This is a genomic window from Filifactor villosus (assembly GCF_042652965.1).
Taxonomy (GTDB): domain Bacteria; phylum Bacillota; class Clostridia; order Peptostreptococcales; family Filifactoraceae; genus Filifactor; species Filifactor villosus.
Map to the genome: position 1 here is coordinate 97,341 of NZ_JBHSHL010000051.1, position 16,107 is coordinate 113,447.

A 16,107-nucleotide genomic window follows, 5' to 3' on the forward strand; every position below is an offset into this window, starting at 1 on the left:
CTTATACTACTATTCTTTTGAATAGTGGATATAAACAATCTGTGACCCATAGAAGAATATAGTTTTTCGTCATCGAAAAATAGATATATCCATATTTCTATTGAAAAATAGTATTATACTATTATCGATTAGAATTGACAGGTTGAATGTTTTGAAACATACCGTCATCCAAATTGTTTTTTGGTAATAATATATTCTGTATACCCGGCATTTCAAACGGGAAATAGTATCAATCGGAATAAGAGATACGATATTTTTTGTACAAAAAAACGAGGGTAGAACAAAATGCTCTCAAGTATAATAAAAGAAAGTCGGGGAGTGAGAAGATGTATTTTATAAAGGCATTTAACGAAACAATGGATTATATTGATGCTTCGCTGGAAGAAAAGATGGACGGATCAGTGATATATCAGATATCGGGATATTCCTACGCTATGTTCAGCAGGCTGTTTTCGGTTCTTACAGAGACTTCACTATCTGAGTACATTCGCCTTAGAAAGCTGTCCGAAGCGGCTATCAAATTGAGGGAAACCGAAGATAGAGTCATAGATATCGCCTTGGCCTACGGTTATGAATCCCCGGATTCCTTTACGGCGGCATTTAAAGCCTTTCATCAATGCACTCCTACCGATGTAAGAAAGGGGAGGGATTTTAAAGTCTTTCCGAAGATGAAATTGTTTTTAAATGTACAAGGAGGAAGGAGTATGGAAATCAAAATTCAAACCAAACCGAAATTTAAGGTTGCAGGAGTTTCTATGAGTGCAATCGACTCTTCCAAATGCCATTTGGCTTGGGAACAACTTTTTCAAAAGGCAAGTGTTTCGGACTTGGAGAAGATGGGGAATGGAAAAAGTTTTGGGATGTGCTTTGATGTTGCAGACAAACATAGCTTCAACTACATGGCCTGCTATGATATAGAAGATGAAGGGATCGCAAAAGAGTTAGGTCTTGAACTGAAGGAGGTTGAAAGTGCGGAATATGCGGTCGTAAAGCTGAAAGGAGCTATTCCCGATTGTATTCATCAGGGATGGAAGTACCTCATGCAATCTTTTTTTCCGGAGGAAGGTTATATCCATTCGGGCAAACCGGACTTTGAAGTTTATACCGAGGGGGATATGTATCACGAAGACTATGAGATGGAATTGTGGGTCCCTGTCATAAAAGAGGTATAATGTATGCACTTTGAATCCTCCGGGCATAGAGTGTGAGGTTCTGCGATGTGAATCTTCCCTGTACTTCAAAGAACTTGATGAAAACAGTTTTTTGCTAAACCCGCCTTTGGAAACGATTACCTTCAAGTTTTTTTGACTGTTTAAAAGATAGGACGAGGTTTTTGTACTTTTGCAAGGCGTTTTCTTAGGACAACGCCTTGGAGTTTTACTGCTATTGTCTTGTTACCTGTATGAGTTTTTTTACTTTCGTTTACTACAAATTATGATCTATATTTATACATCCTACAAACATCATATTTTGTTAGGTTTCGGCATTACATCTTCAATATTCCCGTTATTTTAAACAAAGAACGGTGTTATAATGATAGAATCTATAAAACCGACGTTTCAATGAGACTTTGGTACAAACAATAATGCAAGGCTATCAGTTCGGAAAATTATGGATATCAATGCTCGGTCTTCTAAACGAAATTTCTGAAATATCGACAATGTCATGGAAAGAAAACGAGAAATAAATTTTTTTAAGAAAGTACTTTTCATTTTGGAAGATATAGGATATAATAAAAAACGAATTAAGTTATTTGAAGGTGTAGCTCAGCTGGTTAGAGTACCTGCTTGACATGCAGGGGGTCGTTGGTTCAAGTCCAATCATCTTCACCAATAAAATTGCATCCTGTATTAAAATTGCATCCTGTATACAGGATGCAATTTTATTTTGAAACACTTCGATAGATGGACATCAAAGTGGTATAATTAATAGGTTCTGTATACTTGTCACGGTAAGTCTTGAATGTAGAATCATACAGGGTGGGCATCTTTTTCAACTTGTCAACGGCAGCTATCAAGGAGTCCGCAGAATCTTTTTGAAACTTGTAGCCCGACACTCCCTCAACAACCACATTTCCTGCATTTCCGATATCCGAGGAAATGACCGGTGTGCCTACCGAAAAGGCCTCTACAATGCTCATGGGAAAGCCCTCATAACATTGTGTGGGAAATATCAATGCCTTGCTGTAAGCAATTAGATTCCTGACTTCTATATTGGAGACGAAACCTAACATTCGGGCGGGAATATTATTTTCTTCGATAAAATCCCTGCACCATTCTTCCATAGGTCCTACTCCGCAGATCAACAATTCGGGAGCGGAGCGGTCCATTTTTTTCCATGCTTTTAAAAGCAAATCCACTCCCTTTAATTTATCCAACCTTCCGGCAAATATCAAATACTCTGCTCTTTCCTCTTTAGGAACAAACTCTCTAATACTTTTTACAAAATTCGGCTTTACAAAAATCCTATCCTTTTTGATTTGTTTGAGGTTCAATAATTTTTGTCTATTAAATTCCGTTAGACAAATGTAGTCGATTTTCGCGTACGTTTTGAGGATTCTGTGGATCTTCATAGTGAGGACATATGCCAACGTTTGCAACTTGTTGCCTCTGTAACAATTATGTTTGACTGCACACACCAATCCCTTGGAAATACAATCTTCACAAACGTGTTCGTCTCTATAAAAGAGTGCGTTCGGACAAAGTAAACGGAAATTGTGAACCGTCTGTACGACGGGTACTCCCATGGAAAGGGCTGCGTAATACACGGAAGGGCTGATTAAATTCAATGTATTGTGAACATGAACGAGGTCTATTTTTTTCTCTCGGATAAGGGTTTTGATTTCCCGGTAGGTACGTAGATTGTATATGGTTGTAAAAGGCAACAATAGTTTTTGTTTTTTACCGAATTCTTTAAGTTCCAAGTTGTTTCGTGTATAAAGAATCACTGTATGACCGTAACGTTCAAGCATTTCCTTCTCGTTGGCAACTACAGTATCTTCTCCTCCGGGGATTTGATAATAATTATGAACAATAAGAACTGTCGACGTTTGTTCCACTCCTATTTCTCCCTTCGATGACATTATTGCTTTGAATCCTATAACAGTATTTGTTTGGCGGTCCCCCCATAGTTCAAAAAAACAGAAGGGACTTGGTTTTTATCGATGAATATCTTTTCAAAACATTCGGGTAACACTTCAAAAGTCATATTGTACTCCTGCTATCGTTTCACAAAGTGAAAAAGGCTTTAGAATAAATACTCCCAAGAGAATCAGTTGTCCTTATGAAGTCGAATCTGTACCCCGTATTTTCGAATGATGCGGTATGGACTTTCCTTAACGAAGTTGCCGTAGTTTATGAAATGGCAGAAAAAAGGTTCCATCCCTATGTAGGGCTCCTGTGCTCATAAGGATCTTCTTTGTGATTGGTTACACAGGGCAATATCCGGTTGTATGAATGCAGTTACATACGAAAAACAGAACAAGCACACACATATCGTCGCTCGTAATAAAAATAAGGGAACCTGTTCATATGTCTTATGTTCATCTTATCACAAACAAATGGGATTGAATATAGAATTATTGTAAAAAATTATTGAAATAATTTAAAAAGTCAAAAATTAGAACAATGTTTCTCGAATCTATGTATATTTTAGAGGTCGCGTCGTTTCTTCAAGTGAAGTTCCTGATGAGAAACAATATAATATTTTGAACGATCAAAATTGATAGGTTGCATACTTTGAAGTGTAGCCTCTTCCAACTTGTTTTTTTATGAAGGATCTATTCTGTATACCGATATTTTGACACATTGATATTACTTATAATTTTAACGGTACTAAGAATCTTTCTACATAATAACGGGGATACCAAATAAGAGCAAATATCAATATGCGATAAACAGCCATTCCAAACGGATAGCGGTATAAAATGCTCTTTTGTCCATCAAGGGTCGGATATGACAAAAAATTAAGGATGTTCCTTTTCTTCAAGTGTGGTAAAATAGGAAGAAGACTTGAGAAAATGAGAAGCACTCGAAATGAGGGACGAAGATATGTCCGAATGTTTAAACCGCTTCCATCGGGTATTTGGTCATAGGGACAAGAACAATTTTGGAGATAGGATCATCTACAATCTTGCCTTGGTCTGTCTTTTCAAAAAACAGGCTGCAAAAAGAACACACGAAGTTCAAGTGATTTTGTTTCATGCGAAACATCAAACCGTACGATATAAGGTGGACAGAGAATAATTTCGGTGCCGGCGAATGCCGTCTTAGGGCAGAATAATGAACCGGTAATATGGATTACAAACAGAGGATGGAGGAAGAAAGATGGATTTTAAGAATAAGGCGGTCGTTCTGGGAGCCAATTACTATATCGGGTTAAGTACGATCCGTTGTTTGGGAAGGAAGGGAGTACATGTGACGGCGGTAGACTATGACAGAAAGACCGCTTTTGCACTGGACTCTAAATATGTCAAGGAGATCGGGATCGCTCCTCACTACAGAAATGAGGAAGAGAGGTTCCTCAAGTTTTTGATTGACTACGCACTTATGCAGGAAGACAAACCGGTCTTGATCCCTACGGCAGATCCTTATGTCGAATTTATGGAAGCTCACTTTGATGAGCTTAAAAAATACTATCTCTTTCCTCAACAGGAGAAGGGAATCTATACCAAGATGCTCGATAAGGACAAGTTTTACGATTTTTGTAAGGAGGTACAAGCACCGATTCCGGAGACGGTTTCTCTCAAAGAAGACAACTATTTGCAGAAGGCGGAAGAGACTATAGGTTACCCCTGTATGATAAAGCCGACGGACTCCCCGTCGTTTGTCCGTGTTTTCAGGCAAAAGATGTTTAGAGCGACAAATAGGGGGGAATTGGTGGAAGCGATTGCAAAAGCGCAGGGTAAAAATCTGGAAGTGTTCATCCAGAGGATCGTTCCCGGCTTTGATGATCATATGTATACCTTTGATGCCTATATCAATAAAGAGGGTGAGATCACACATTGGACGACCTGTCAAAAGTATAGGCAGTATCCGATCAACTTCGGAGCTTCTGTTTACACAGGTCAGAAGTTTGTGAAGGAACTGTATGATATCGGAGCACCCTTCCTCAAAAAAACTGGGTTTCGAGGCTTTGCCGAGATTGAGTTTAAGAAGGATGCACAAACAGGAGAATACTATATTATTGAAGTCAATGCAAGAATTACGAATTTCAACGCGATGCTTGAAAAATGCGGTTTGAACATGCCCTACATTACTTATCGGGAGATGGTGGGTCATCCCCTGGAAGAAAAGTCGATCCAAGAAGATACGGGAATCATCTTTTGGGCGGAATATGAAGATGTTTATGCAATTCGAGACTATGTGAGAAGCGGTCAGCTTTCCAAAGCGGAGATCCTTAAGTCTTTCAGAAACACGAAGGCTCCTGCGATTTGGGATCCGGCGGACCCCAAGCCGTTTTGGAAGTTTTACAGGCAGTTTTTTGTGAAGATGGGCAAGAGGGTATGGAAGAAGGCGTTAACAAGGAGGGGATAGAAGATGAGATTGTCGGAATTATTGATCGGACAGGACTATAGCTGTTCGACACAAATCGATATGGATATGGAGATCGATTCCGTCGCTTATCATTCAGGCAAGGTAGGAAAGAACAGCTTGTTTGTATGTATCAAGGGTTACAAGACGGATGGTCACAAATACCTCAAGGCAGCCTATGAAGTCGGAGCGAAAGTAGCGGTTGTCCAAGAAGTTCAAGAAGAAGTGCCGATCGAGCAGATTGTCGTAAAAGACAGCAGAAGAGCCTTGGCCGTCTTGAGTTGCAATTTTTATTCAAGGCCGTCTGAAAAAATGACGATGATAGGAATTACGGCAACAAACGGAAAGACAACAACATCCTTTATGCTGTATGAGATTTTGAAGGCGAAGGGTTATAAGACGGGGCTTATCGGAACAGTGATGATCGCTATGGGAGAGGAGAGAATCCCTTCAGAGCTTACTACACCGGAATCTTTGGAATTGCAGTTTTACCTCTCCGAGATGTACAAACGAGGAGTTACCCATGTCGTGATGGAGGTCTCCTCTTCGGCCCTGGAACTTTCGAGAGTATACGGGGTAGATTTTGACTACGTGTGCTTTAATAATATCAGCAGGGAACACATTGATCTGCATGGAGACTTCGAGTCTTATTTTTGTATCAAATCATCCCTTGTTCGAAATCTCAAATCGAGCGGTTATGCAATACTAAACTGCGATGAGAGCAAGATTTCGCAACTTAAGGATGCCGTATCTTGTCGGGTTCTTACCTACAGTGTGAAGGATGAAGCCGGAGACCTTTTTTGCAGGGATCTCGACCTTTCTACGGGAAGAGCGAAGTGGACAGTCTGCGTATCCGGAGGAATGGAGAACAGTTTCAATACTTCACTTTCGGTTCCGGGCTATCACAGCGTTTACAATGCCATGTCGGCGATCGCCATCGCTTTGAAGATGGGGATCAATGTAGAGTTGATACAAAGAGGACTGCTTGCATTCAAGGGTGTGGAGAGAAGGTTTCAGTTCATATATGAGAAGGACTTTACGGTAATCGACGATCACTACGCCAATGCAGGAAACATCGATGTGACTCTCTCGACATTGACGAAGATGAAGTACAATAGGCTCCATCTGGTTTACGGAATAAGAGGTTCAAGAGGTGTTATTGTCAACTCCGAGAATGCTTATACTACGCTCAAATGGTTGGACAAACTCAATTTGGACACCTTCGTTGCGACCAAGAGCAACTCCCATGTCACGGAAAAAGATGTGGTAACTCAAGAAGAAGAGCAAGCCTTCCTCAAAGTTATGAGGGAAGGAAAAAGAGAGCCGGTTTTAATCGAAGAGCTTCCGGATGCTTTGGAACTGGTCTTGTCGAAGGTGGGAAAAGGAGATATCATTCTCTTGGCGGGCTGTCAGGTTATGGATAGCGCCGGCAGATTGATTCTTGAGAAAATTGCGGACAGTGCTCCTGAAGACGAGAGAGAGGCAATTATGGAAGCGGTGAAAGATAGGGTCTGCGGAATATAAGGCTGTGAACCGGATCTTGATGGAAGAGAGTCTGTTTGCCCGTTTTTCGATGCCGGGCATCTCATCATCCGCTCCATTCTTATCTATATGACTTTTTGTATTCGCCTGTTCAGATTGTTTTGGGTAGGGATATATGTTGCAATGATGGTTGAAGCGACTTGTAGTATCGTCGCAGAAAAAACCGTACAATAAAACTTCAACGGCAATGAAAACTTCGGAAGATATCTTCCTTGAAGAGGCGTTGCCGATTGGAGTTTTTTCTTTGAGGGATACTGAAAAATACTGTTCTTTTCAGGGAGAATATATTTTGCTTTTCCCCCAAATCCTATTGACAATTAAAGTAGAGTTCTTTACAATTAATAATTGAAGTTGAACTATGGGAAACTTTGGGTTTACTTTTTTATAGACTCGGAGAACGTCGTAGGGGAAACGATCTTATCGATTTTGTTCATAGAAGGTGGGGAGAGTATGGAAAAAAATATTGTAGAACTGATAAATATCAACAAGATTTTTGAAGATGACGGAAAGCAGGTGCTTTACGATATCAATCTTTCGATTAAAGAGAAGGAATTCGTCACGTTTTTGGGACCTTCGGGGTGCGGGAAGACAACGACTCTTCGAATCATCGGAGGGTTTGCGGAGCAAACGTCGGGTCAACTTCTCATTGACGGAAAAGATATGAGCGATGTTCCGGTATATAAACGTCAGATCAATACGGTTTTCCAAAAATATGCACTTTTTCCTCACATGAATGTGTATGATAATATTGCCTTCGGCTTGAAGATCAAGAAGTTGCCCAAGGACGTTATAGACAAAAAGGTTAAGAAGATGTTGAAACTCGTCAATTTGGAGGGTTTCGAGAAGAGGGATATCCGTTCTCTTTCCGGAGGCCAGCAACAGAGGATCGCAATTGCAAGAGCTTTGGTAAATGAGCCTAAGGTGCTTTTGCTTGATGAACCCTTGGGAGCCTTGGACTTGAAGTTGCGTAAAGACATGCAGTACGAGCTGATTACCATGCAACAGGAGCTTGGAATCACCTTCATCTATGTAACACACGATCAGGAAGAGGCTCTTACGATGTCGAACCGCATTGTCGTCATGAACAACGGAGTGATCCAGCAAATCGGGACACCGGAAGATATATACAATGAGCCCGTCAACCGCTTTGTTGCCGATTTTATCGGAGAGAGCAACATTGTTGACGGAATTATGATTCGAGACTATCTGGTTTCGATTCAAGGGAAGGAGTTTGAGTGTGTAGATAAGGGATTTGAAGAAAATCTCCCCGTCGATGTTGTCATCCGTCCGGAAGATATTGAAATTACTCATGAGTCTAAAGGGTTGATCAACGGAGAAGTGACCGATGTTGTATTTAAGGGAGTACATTATGAAATCATCGTTGTGGAAGAAAAAACAAACAGGGAATGGGTGATCCAGACCATTCATAATGCCGAAGTGGGTGCAAAGGTCGGTTTGGCTTTTATTCCCGAGGCGATCCATATTATGCGAAAGGAAGTGCAGTCCCTTGAAGAGCCATAAAACAATGTTTGCATTCCCCTATCTCTTGTGGATCATTGTCTTTACGATCCTTCCCCTGTGTATCATTTTGATTTTTTCTTTTACAGAGAAGACAACACCCGGAAACCTCTCCATGGTGTTTACCGTCGAAAACTATCGAAAGTTTTTTGATCCCTTATACCTCAATGTACTGAAGCGTTCTTTGATCCTTGCGACAACCAGCAGTATTGCCTGTTTGATCGTAGGTTATCCCATGGCCTATATTATGTCCAGGGCACCCAAGGCAAAGCGGAACTTTATGGCATTGCTTTTTATTTTACCGCTTTGGACTAATTTTTTGCTCAGGACGTATGCATGGATGGGACTTTTGCGAGAGCAGGGACTCGTCAATGAATTTTTGCTTGCACTGGGACTGATTGAACAACCTCTGAAACTTCTTTACAACAACGGTGCGGTAGTTATGGGGATGGTCTACAACTTTCTTCCGTTTATGGTACTTCCGATTTATTCGGTACTGGTCAAACTTGATGACAGTCTTTTGGAGGCGGCGCAGGATCTTGGGGCCAACACCTTTGCGGTTTTTCGCAAGGTCATCTTCCCCCTGAGTTTTCCGGGGGTCGCTACGGGGTTTTATATGGTGTTTATGCCGGCGGTATCGACCTTTGTGATCTCGGACCTTTTGGGAGGCTCTCATACAATATTGCTCGGAAACTTGATAGAAAATCAGTTTAGGATGGCGAGAAACTGGCAGTTCGGTTCGGCAATCTCGGTTATTATGCTGATGCTCATTGTCGTTACAATGGGATACTTTGCGAAAAACGGATCCAGAGAAGGGGGGAACGGACTATGGTAAGAAGACGCGGGAAGAAGTGGCTGTCCAAAATTTATACGCTCTTAATGTACCTGTTTTTGTACCTGCCTATCCTCGTGATGATCGTATTCTCCTTCAATGATTCCAAATATAAGGGGCACTGGGAAGGGTTTACCCTTCGCTGGTATGAAGAGCTGTTCCGAGATAGGGAGATTTTGAGCGCGGTCTATACCACCTTTATCGTGGCAATCCTCGCAGCGATCATATCTACGGTTTTTGGAACGGCAACTGCCGTTGCGCTCTCGAAGTTGAAGCCGAAATACAAAAACTTTCTTTTGAATTTGAGCTATATTCCTATGGTCAATCCCGATATCGTAATAGGGATATCACTCCTATCCCTTTTCGTATTCCTGAAGATGGAGTTGGGGTATGTCACACTGATCCTTGCACATATTACCTTTAATATTCCTTATGTGATCTTTGCAGTGTTGCCCAAGATCGGTCAGTTGGATAAGAATTTGGAGGAAGCGGCACTCGATTTGGGTGCGACACCTATACAGGCCTTTTTTAAGGTGATTTTTCCCGAACTCTTACCCGGGATTATGACTGGATTTATGCTCTCGTTTACGATGTCTCTGGATGATTTTATTGTCAGTTTCTTTACAACGGGTTCAGGAGTTGCGACTCTGTCGATTAAGATATTTTCGATGACGAAACGGGGAGTCAGCCCCAAAATCAATGCTCTGTCCTCGATTCTCTTCGTTTTGACCGTACTGATTGTAGGGTTTTCGCAGTGGAAGAACCGCAAGGATGAGAAGACGAGGGCAAAACTTGTTTTGAAGTAGTATGGAAAACAACGGTTTTTTATATAAAACTCGTGCTTATTTGAACAAACCAAATGAAAGGGGTAGAAAAATAAGATGAAAAAAATAGTGGCTTTACTGCTATCTTCGGTGATGTTGTTTGCTTTTTCCGCCTGTGGAAAATCCTCTGAAGGAGAAGGAGACAAGACGGTTTTAAATGTCTATAACTGGGGAGATTATATCGAACCGGAATTGCTTGACGAGTTTACCGAGCAGACAGGGATTAAAGTGAACTATGAAGAATATGCGACAAATGAGGAGATGCTTGCCAAGGTCCAGTCGGGAACGACAGCCTATGACATCATCTTTCCGTCGGAGTATATGGTGGAATATATGATGGCAAATGATTTGCTCGAAGAAATTAACTATGATAATATCCCAAACTTTGCAAACATCGATGACAGATTTAAGAATTTGAGTTATGATCCGGGAAGCAAGTATTCCGTTCCTTATCTTTGGGGAACGCTGGGCATTCTCTATAACAAGGAAAGAGTGGATACTACCATTGACAGTTGGGAGGATCTTTGGGATGAGAAGTACGCCGACAGTATTGTAATGCTTGACTCTTCTCGTGATACCATAGCGGCGGCCCTCCTGAAACTGGGTTATTCGATTAATACACAAAACCTCGATGAGTTGGAGAAGGCGAAGCAGGAGTTGATCAAGCAAAAGCCCATCGTTCGTTCTTACGAAGTGGACAATTACAAAAACTCCATGGTATCGGGAGAACTTTCGATGGTTCTTACCTGGTCGGGAGATGCTATGAGTCTGATGGCGGAAAACGAAGATCTTCAGTATGTCATCCCCAAAGAGGGAACCAACCTTTGGTTTGATGCGATTTGTATTCCCAAGACATCGAAGAATAAGGAGGCGGCGGAGAAGTTTATCAACTTCCTCTGTGACGCTGAAGTTGCAGCAAAAAATGCCGATTATATCAAGTACTCCACTCCAAATAAGGAAGCTCTTGCCTTTCTTGCTGAAGAAGAAGTGAACAATCCTTATATGTATCCTACACAATCCTTGGAAGAACTCGGAGAAGTGTTTTTGGATCTGGGAGAGTTTACCGGAGAGTACGACAGAGTTTGGACAGAGATCAAATCTTACTAAAACATCAGCACTACCCTGTTGCAGGGTAGTGCTTTTTTGAGGACAAAACTACAATTAACCTACACAAAGAAGAGCAAAATTTGGTACAATAAAAAATAATGGTTACAATGACGGAGGAAGAGATGGAAAAAATACTTGTGGTTTTGGCGGTACTTCAATTTATTTTGATTTTGATTCTGTTGTGGAGAACGGGAACTCGTACAAACGCGGACTTGTATATCAAAGAACTGGAAGCGATGGTAAAAGAAACCATGTATCAGTTTGAGCGAAATCAGAATTCGAACTTCAATGAGATGCAGTCCAGAGTATCTCAAATGCTTTCGCAGGTTTCGGAAAAAGAGCAAAATCAGCTAAACCGCCTGTTTATGAGAAATGATGAAGCAACATTTAAGATGATGGACAATATAGATAGCAAGATGGATACCTTGAGGTCGAGCCTTGAGGAAAAGATGACATCCTTTCAGAGTACCAATGAAGTTCAGCTTGAAAAAATCAGAACAACGGTTGATGAGAAATTACACAAAACGCTTGAAGAACGTTTGGGTGAATCGTTCAAACTCGTAAGTGAACGATTGGAACTGGTTCATAAAGGTCTTGGAGAGATGAATGTGCTTGTTGAGGGTGTGGGAGATTTGAAAAAGGTTCTATCCAACGTCAAACTCAGAGGTGTGATGGGAGAAGTGCAGCTTGAGCAACTCCTTTCGCAACTTCTCTCTCCGGACCAGTATGTCAAGAACATAAAGCTCAATCCCAACACTCAAGACATTGTGGAGTTTGCGATCAAACTCCCCGGAAAACAAAAAGGTGAAGAAGTGTATATTCCGGTGGATGCAAAGTTTCCGATAGAATCTTATTTTAGATTGACGGAGGCATATGAAAATCAGGACAAGGAGGGCTTTGAGAAGGCTCAAAAAGAGCTGGATCATGCATTTCAAAAAAATGCCCGTGATATTTACAAGAAATACATCTATCCGCCGGTCACTACCGATTTTGCCATCATGTTTTTGCCAATCGAAGGTTTGTATGCGGAATTGACTCGAAGAAGCGGTCTTCTCGAACTTTTGCAGAGGGAGTACAGGATCATCGTTGCCGGACCTACGAATTTTGCAGCTCTTCTAAACAGTTTGCAGATAGGGTTTCGCACCCTTGCCATTGAGCAGAGAACATCGGAAGTATGGCAACTTCTGGCCACAGTAAAAACAGAGTTTCATAAGTTCGGAACAGTGCTTGAGAAGACACAGAAAAAGTTGAGTGATGCGGGAAGCGAGTTGGATCAGCTTATCGGAGTCAGAAGCAGGAAGTTGATCAAAGAGTTGGATAAGGTTACACAGATGGAAGAAGTCCAAGAGGAGATGGGGGAGAAGAACCATGGATTACCGGGATAAAGACGGCAAGGATAAAAAGGACAATATTGTTTCTCTTAGCGAAATGCGTCAGAAGAAGGAACAGGAGGAGTTGGAACGTAAGGAAGTAGAAAACAGCAACGAAGTTTTGGATAAAATGGTGGATGTACTGTTCTCCAATATGGATGAGAGCCTCAAAGATCAGCTCAAGGGTATGCTTTCATCCTATGGGATGAAACTCGATGAGAAGGAAAAACTTGAGGTCGAAGCGATGCTTAACTCCGATCAGCTCAAAAAGATGGCAAAGGAATTTCTTCCCGATGACCTGACGGATTTGGGAGGAGATGCAAAACGAGAGAAAATGAAGGAATTAAACAGGCAAAGCGAGATCTACCGTGATATCTTGCAGTGGAGAAGAGCATACAAACCCTATACCTTGGATAAGTTTCTGCTGCATAAGGATATGCAGAATCTGTGTGAAGAAGTAGGCTTGAAAAGCGATCAACGTTTAACGATGCAGGAAATGATCTCAGCGTTGAAACCCCGTCTTCAAATATTTTTGGACAGTCAAATGAGGTATTATGACGATTCCAGAATGAACTGTATCTCCATTTTGGTACAGCATAACGGAGTGTATCACTTAGAGCACAGTTTGAGTGACGATGAGGAGTGGAAGGTGGATTATTTTGAGAGTAAGTTTATGCTGTTTCGAGTCTTGGATCATGGTGTCAAGACCTTGGTAATGCCCAAAGAACTTTTGGAAACCGTATATCAGATGAATTTTACCGAATACAACAATCTTACACAGATTAATACAACGATCGTCAAGTTTATCATAGGACTTGCAAATACCTATGGAGTCTATTCGTTGGAAAGAGCGATTGAAGAACTGTTTCCCTTTATTCAAAACAAATATTCTCAGAAACCGACTTCTTTTGAAGAGTTTGAAGACCATGTACGAAAACTGGTAAAGCACTCCTTCGGAAATCTTTTCTTGCTGAAGAGTTATTATCCGGGAGTCAATGTTTCTTCCTCCTACATCTATCACGGAACAGTGGGGTTTGCTGAGCAGTTTTTGGAAATGCAGGAGCAATATCCATTCGAATACAAACGTTTTGAAGTGGAAGATATTCTGGAGAGAGGAAGCCTGCACTATTATGAAGAGAGTATTCAACTGAATATGATCATAGAGATTTTGAAAAAACATAATGAATTTACACAAAAGAGCGAAAAACAGCTCAAAAATATCATTTATGTCTTTTCAAAGTTTGAGTTTAAGCCGAATACTGCGGTCGTGTTTTTAGAATCCATGTACCGTCTGCCCGAAGGGGAAGAGCTTGACAAACTCCTATCCCTTCTCTCGAAACTCAATGAAGCAACACCCAAGTGGTTGCTCAAGGGGCATTATATGGGAGAACAGGAAGATTATGAGGCGGACACTTCAAAGATCATCAACATTGATTTTCACAGTCGGGGAGCAAGAGATGATGAATAGGGCGTTCTTTTGGTATTTGCTGGGAATCAACTGCTTAAGTTTTTTTCTGTGCGGAAAAGACAAGGAATATGCGAAGAGGAAGCAGAGGAGGGTCGCGGAGAAGACTTTCTTCCTCCTCTCTTTCTATGGCGGGAGCATAGGGATGCTTGCGGGAATGTATCTTTTTCGCCACAAAACAAAACATAAGAGTTTTACGATCGGAATACCCCTTCTTCTGCTCTTGGAGTTGGGGTTGCTGTTCTTTATAAAATTTCGGTAAGAGTGTCAAATGGGAGGAGTTATGAAGATAGGAATGATAGGGGCTATGCCCGAGGAGATCCTTCCCTTAATAGAACGTTTGGGGCTAAAGCCGTATGAGAAGATATCGATGGTCCAATTGTACAGAGGTAAGGTAGGAAAAATAGAGATATTTGCCTGTACGAGCGGTATTTGTAAAACAAATATGGCGATATCGACTCAGGTTCTGATAAGGGAGAGCGGTTGTGAACAGATTATCCTGATTGGAGTGTCGGGAGCACTTAATCCGAGGCTGGATATAGGGGATATCGTGGTAGCCGAGGCACTTGTTCATCACGATGTGTCCGATGAGATCTTGACGAAGTTTCATCCTTATATGAAAGAAAGCTGGATATATGCGGATCGGAGGATAACGGAAGATGTTATAGAAAGCATACAAGAGGAAGTTAAGACCTATGGAGTGCTGAGAGGAAGAGTGGCAACCGGGGAATTTTTCGTGCACGATGAACGACGTGAGGAGATCGTACAAAACTTCAATGCCGATTGCGTCGATATGGAAAGTGCCGCATTTGCACAGGTGTGCTATCTCAATGAGATCCCTTTTGCTGTGATCAGATCGATGTCGGATAAGGCGAATGAAGACAGTCATCGCAGTTTTAAAGAGAATTACAGGATGGCTGCGCTCAACAGCATGGATCTGATAGAGACGTATATTTTCAAGTGTTTGACAGATGAAGAACCCATTGGGATGTAAGAGCGGAAAACGAGGACTTCGAATCTGTTGTTTCGGTGCTGTATTGTTTGGAATGATAGTGTTCTGTTGTAGAACTATATGATTTGAATACCGAGCAGTATTCCTGCAAAAACAAAATTTTTTGGAGTTTTTCTTTACGTAAGAGAGTTTTGTTCTGAGAAATGACGATAGTACTATTCTCCGTTTGATACTACTATTCTTTTGAATAGTGGATATAAACAATCTGTGGCCCACAGAAGACAACACAGTTTTTCGTCATCGAAAAATAGATATATCCACACTTCTATTGAAAAACAGTATGAAATACCGGGTATGAAACATATCCCCTTACCGAAAAATCCTTTGGAAGAGGATGCGTTTCCAAGTAGTCCATCTGTCAATCCTAACAGATAATAGTATAAAATTACGGTGTATTCCTGACAAGGTATTCCTCTAAAGCGAGCTGCGATCTATATGCAGGATTTTGAAGAAATGTTTTTGGAGGCTTTCTTAAAAATTCCTGATGAAAACATCTTGCAAAATAAGGAGATCTTTGATAAAATAATCAAGTATTTCACAGGAAAACTGTGGAGTTGGAGACGTACCCAAGCGGCTGAAGGGTCCGGATTCGAAATCCGGTAGGTCGGTTCTTCCGGCGCGTGGGTTCAAATCCCACCGTCTCCGCCAATAGAAAAAATAAAGGGATCACAAGAATGGAAAGTGATTCCTTTATTTTTTTGAAAAATGCTACAATCACAGCGAGGATTTAAGGATGGTTATTTTGAAAAACTCGAATCCGAATATTCAGTCGATTTACTAAAGAGAAGTGTTTTCAAGTAAAGTATCATCTTTGATCGGAATGTGAGAAAAATTTTAAAAACAAAAACAAAAAAGCTATTGACAAAAAAAGGGGAAGGTGATATATTAATACTCACCATCGCGGGG

At 41.1% G+C, this 16,107-nt stretch carries 13 protein-coding genes and 2 tRNA genes; 14 read left to right on the plus strand and 1 reads right to left on the minus strand.

The annotated features are described in order from the left end of the window. The first annotated feature begins 326 nt into the window (after positions 1–326). Together ACFO4R_RS10660 and ACFO4R_RS10665 are read left to right on the plus strand one after the other, a co-directional pair. Positions 327–1,172: an AraC family transcriptional regulator gene (locus ACFO4R_RS10660; RefSeq protein ID WP_379789100.1), complete on the plus strand. Its 846-nt coding sequence runs from the start codon at positions 327–329 to the stop codon at positions 1,170–1,172. A gap of 583 nt (positions 1,173–1,755) precedes the next feature. Beyond that, positions 1,756–1,832 (plus strand) — tRNA-Val (locus ACFO4R_RS10665). 50 nt (positions 1,833–1,882) lie between these two features. Here the strand turns inward: ACFO4R_RS10665 and ACFO4R_RS10670 are convergent. Further along, complete coding sequence (locus tag ACFO4R_RS10670; protein ID WP_379789101.1) at positions 1,883–3,058, minus strand: glycosyltransferase family 4 protein; 1,176 nt, start codon at positions 3,056–3,058, stop codon at positions 1,883–1,885. A 991-nt stretch (positions 3,059–4,049) separates the two neighbouring features. On the opposite strand from ACFO4R_RS10670, the gene ACFO4R_RS10675 reads away from it, so the two are divergent. The 12 genes from ACFO4R_RS10675 to ACFO4R_RS10730 all read left to right on the plus strand — a co-directional run bounded on the left by ACFO4R_RS10675 (position 4,050) and on the right by ACFO4R_RS10730 (position 15,849). Next, positions 4,050–4,244: a hypothetical protein gene (locus ACFO4R_RS10675; protein WP_379789102.1), complete on the plus strand. Its 195-nt coding sequence runs from the start codon at positions 4,050–4,052 to the stop codon at positions 4,242–4,244. A gap of 81 nt (positions 4,245–4,325) precedes the next feature. Next, complete coding sequence (locus ACFO4R_RS10680; protein ID WP_379789103.1) at positions 4,326–5,534, plus strand: carboxylate--amine ligase; 1,209 nt, start codon at positions 4,326–4,328, stop codon at positions 5,532–5,534. Between the two features lie 3 nt (positions 5,535–5,537). Then, positions 5,538–7,055, plus strand: coding sequence for a Mur ligase family protein (locus tag ACFO4R_RS10685; protein ID WP_379789104.1), 1,518 nt, complete (start codon positions 5,538–5,540; stop codon positions 7,053–7,055). A 468-nt stretch (positions 7,056–7,523) separates the two neighbouring features. Then, complete coding sequence (gene potA, locus ACFO4R_RS10690) at positions 7,524–8,594, plus strand: spermidine/putrescine ABC transporter ATP-binding protein (protein WP_379789105.1); 1,071 nt, start codon at positions 7,524–7,526, stop codon at positions 8,592–8,594. Positions 8,595–8,598: 4 nt separating this feature from the next. Continuing rightward, the gene (locus tag ACFO4R_RS10695; RefSeq protein ID WP_379789114.1) at positions 8,599–9,426 is read left to right on the plus strand and encodes an ABC transporter permease; all 828 of its coding nucleotides are present in this window, start codon (positions 8,599–8,601) and stop codon (positions 9,424–9,426) included. Beyond that, on the plus strand, positions 9,420–10,229 hold the full coding sequence (locus ACFO4R_RS10700; protein ID WP_379789106.1) for an ABC transporter permease: 810 nt from the start codon (positions 9,420–9,422) through the stop codon (positions 10,227–10,229). Before ACFO4R_RS10695 ends, ACFO4R_RS10700 begins: the two co-directional genes overlap by 7 nt. A 75-nt stretch (positions 10,230–10,304) precedes the next feature. Beyond that, positions 10,305–11,354: an ABC transporter substrate-binding protein gene (locus ACFO4R_RS10705; protein ID WP_379789107.1), complete on the plus strand. Its 1,050-nt coding sequence runs from the start codon at positions 10,305–10,307 to the stop codon at positions 11,352–11,354. A 122-nt stretch (positions 11,355–11,476) separates the two neighbouring features. Beyond that, positions 11,477–12,739 carry a DNA recombination protein RmuC gene (locus ACFO4R_RS10710; RefSeq protein ID WP_379789108.1) on the plus strand — a complete coding sequence of 421 codons (1,263 nt, stop codon included), beginning with the start codon at positions 11,477–11,479 and terminating at the stop codon, positions 12,737–12,739. Next, positions 12,723–14,192, plus strand: coding sequence for a hypothetical protein (locus ACFO4R_RS10715; protein WP_379789109.1), 1,470 nt, complete (start codon positions 12,723–12,725; stop codon positions 14,190–14,192). The genes ACFO4R_RS10710 and ACFO4R_RS10715 overlap by 17 nt, the downstream gene beginning before the upstream one ends. After that, positions 14,182–14,451, plus strand: coding sequence for a DUF1294 domain-containing protein (locus ACFO4R_RS10720; protein ID WP_379789110.1), 270 nt, complete (start codon positions 14,182–14,184; stop codon positions 14,449–14,451). The genes ACFO4R_RS10715 and ACFO4R_RS10720 overlap by 11 nt, the downstream gene beginning before the upstream one ends. Positions 14,452–14,472: 21 nt before the next feature. Further along, positions 14,473–15,183 (plus strand): 5'-methylthioadenosine/adenosylhomocysteine nucleosidase, encoded by a 711-nt coding sequence (locus ACFO4R_RS10725; RefSeq protein WP_379789111.1) that lies wholly within the window; start codon positions 14,473–14,475, stop codon positions 15,181–15,183. A gap of 574 nt (positions 15,184–15,757) precedes the next feature. Continuing rightward, positions 15,758–15,849: transfer RNA gene (locus tag ACFO4R_RS10730), tRNA-Ser, on the plus strand. The last annotated feature ends 258 nt before the right edge of the window (positions 15,850–16,107 follow it).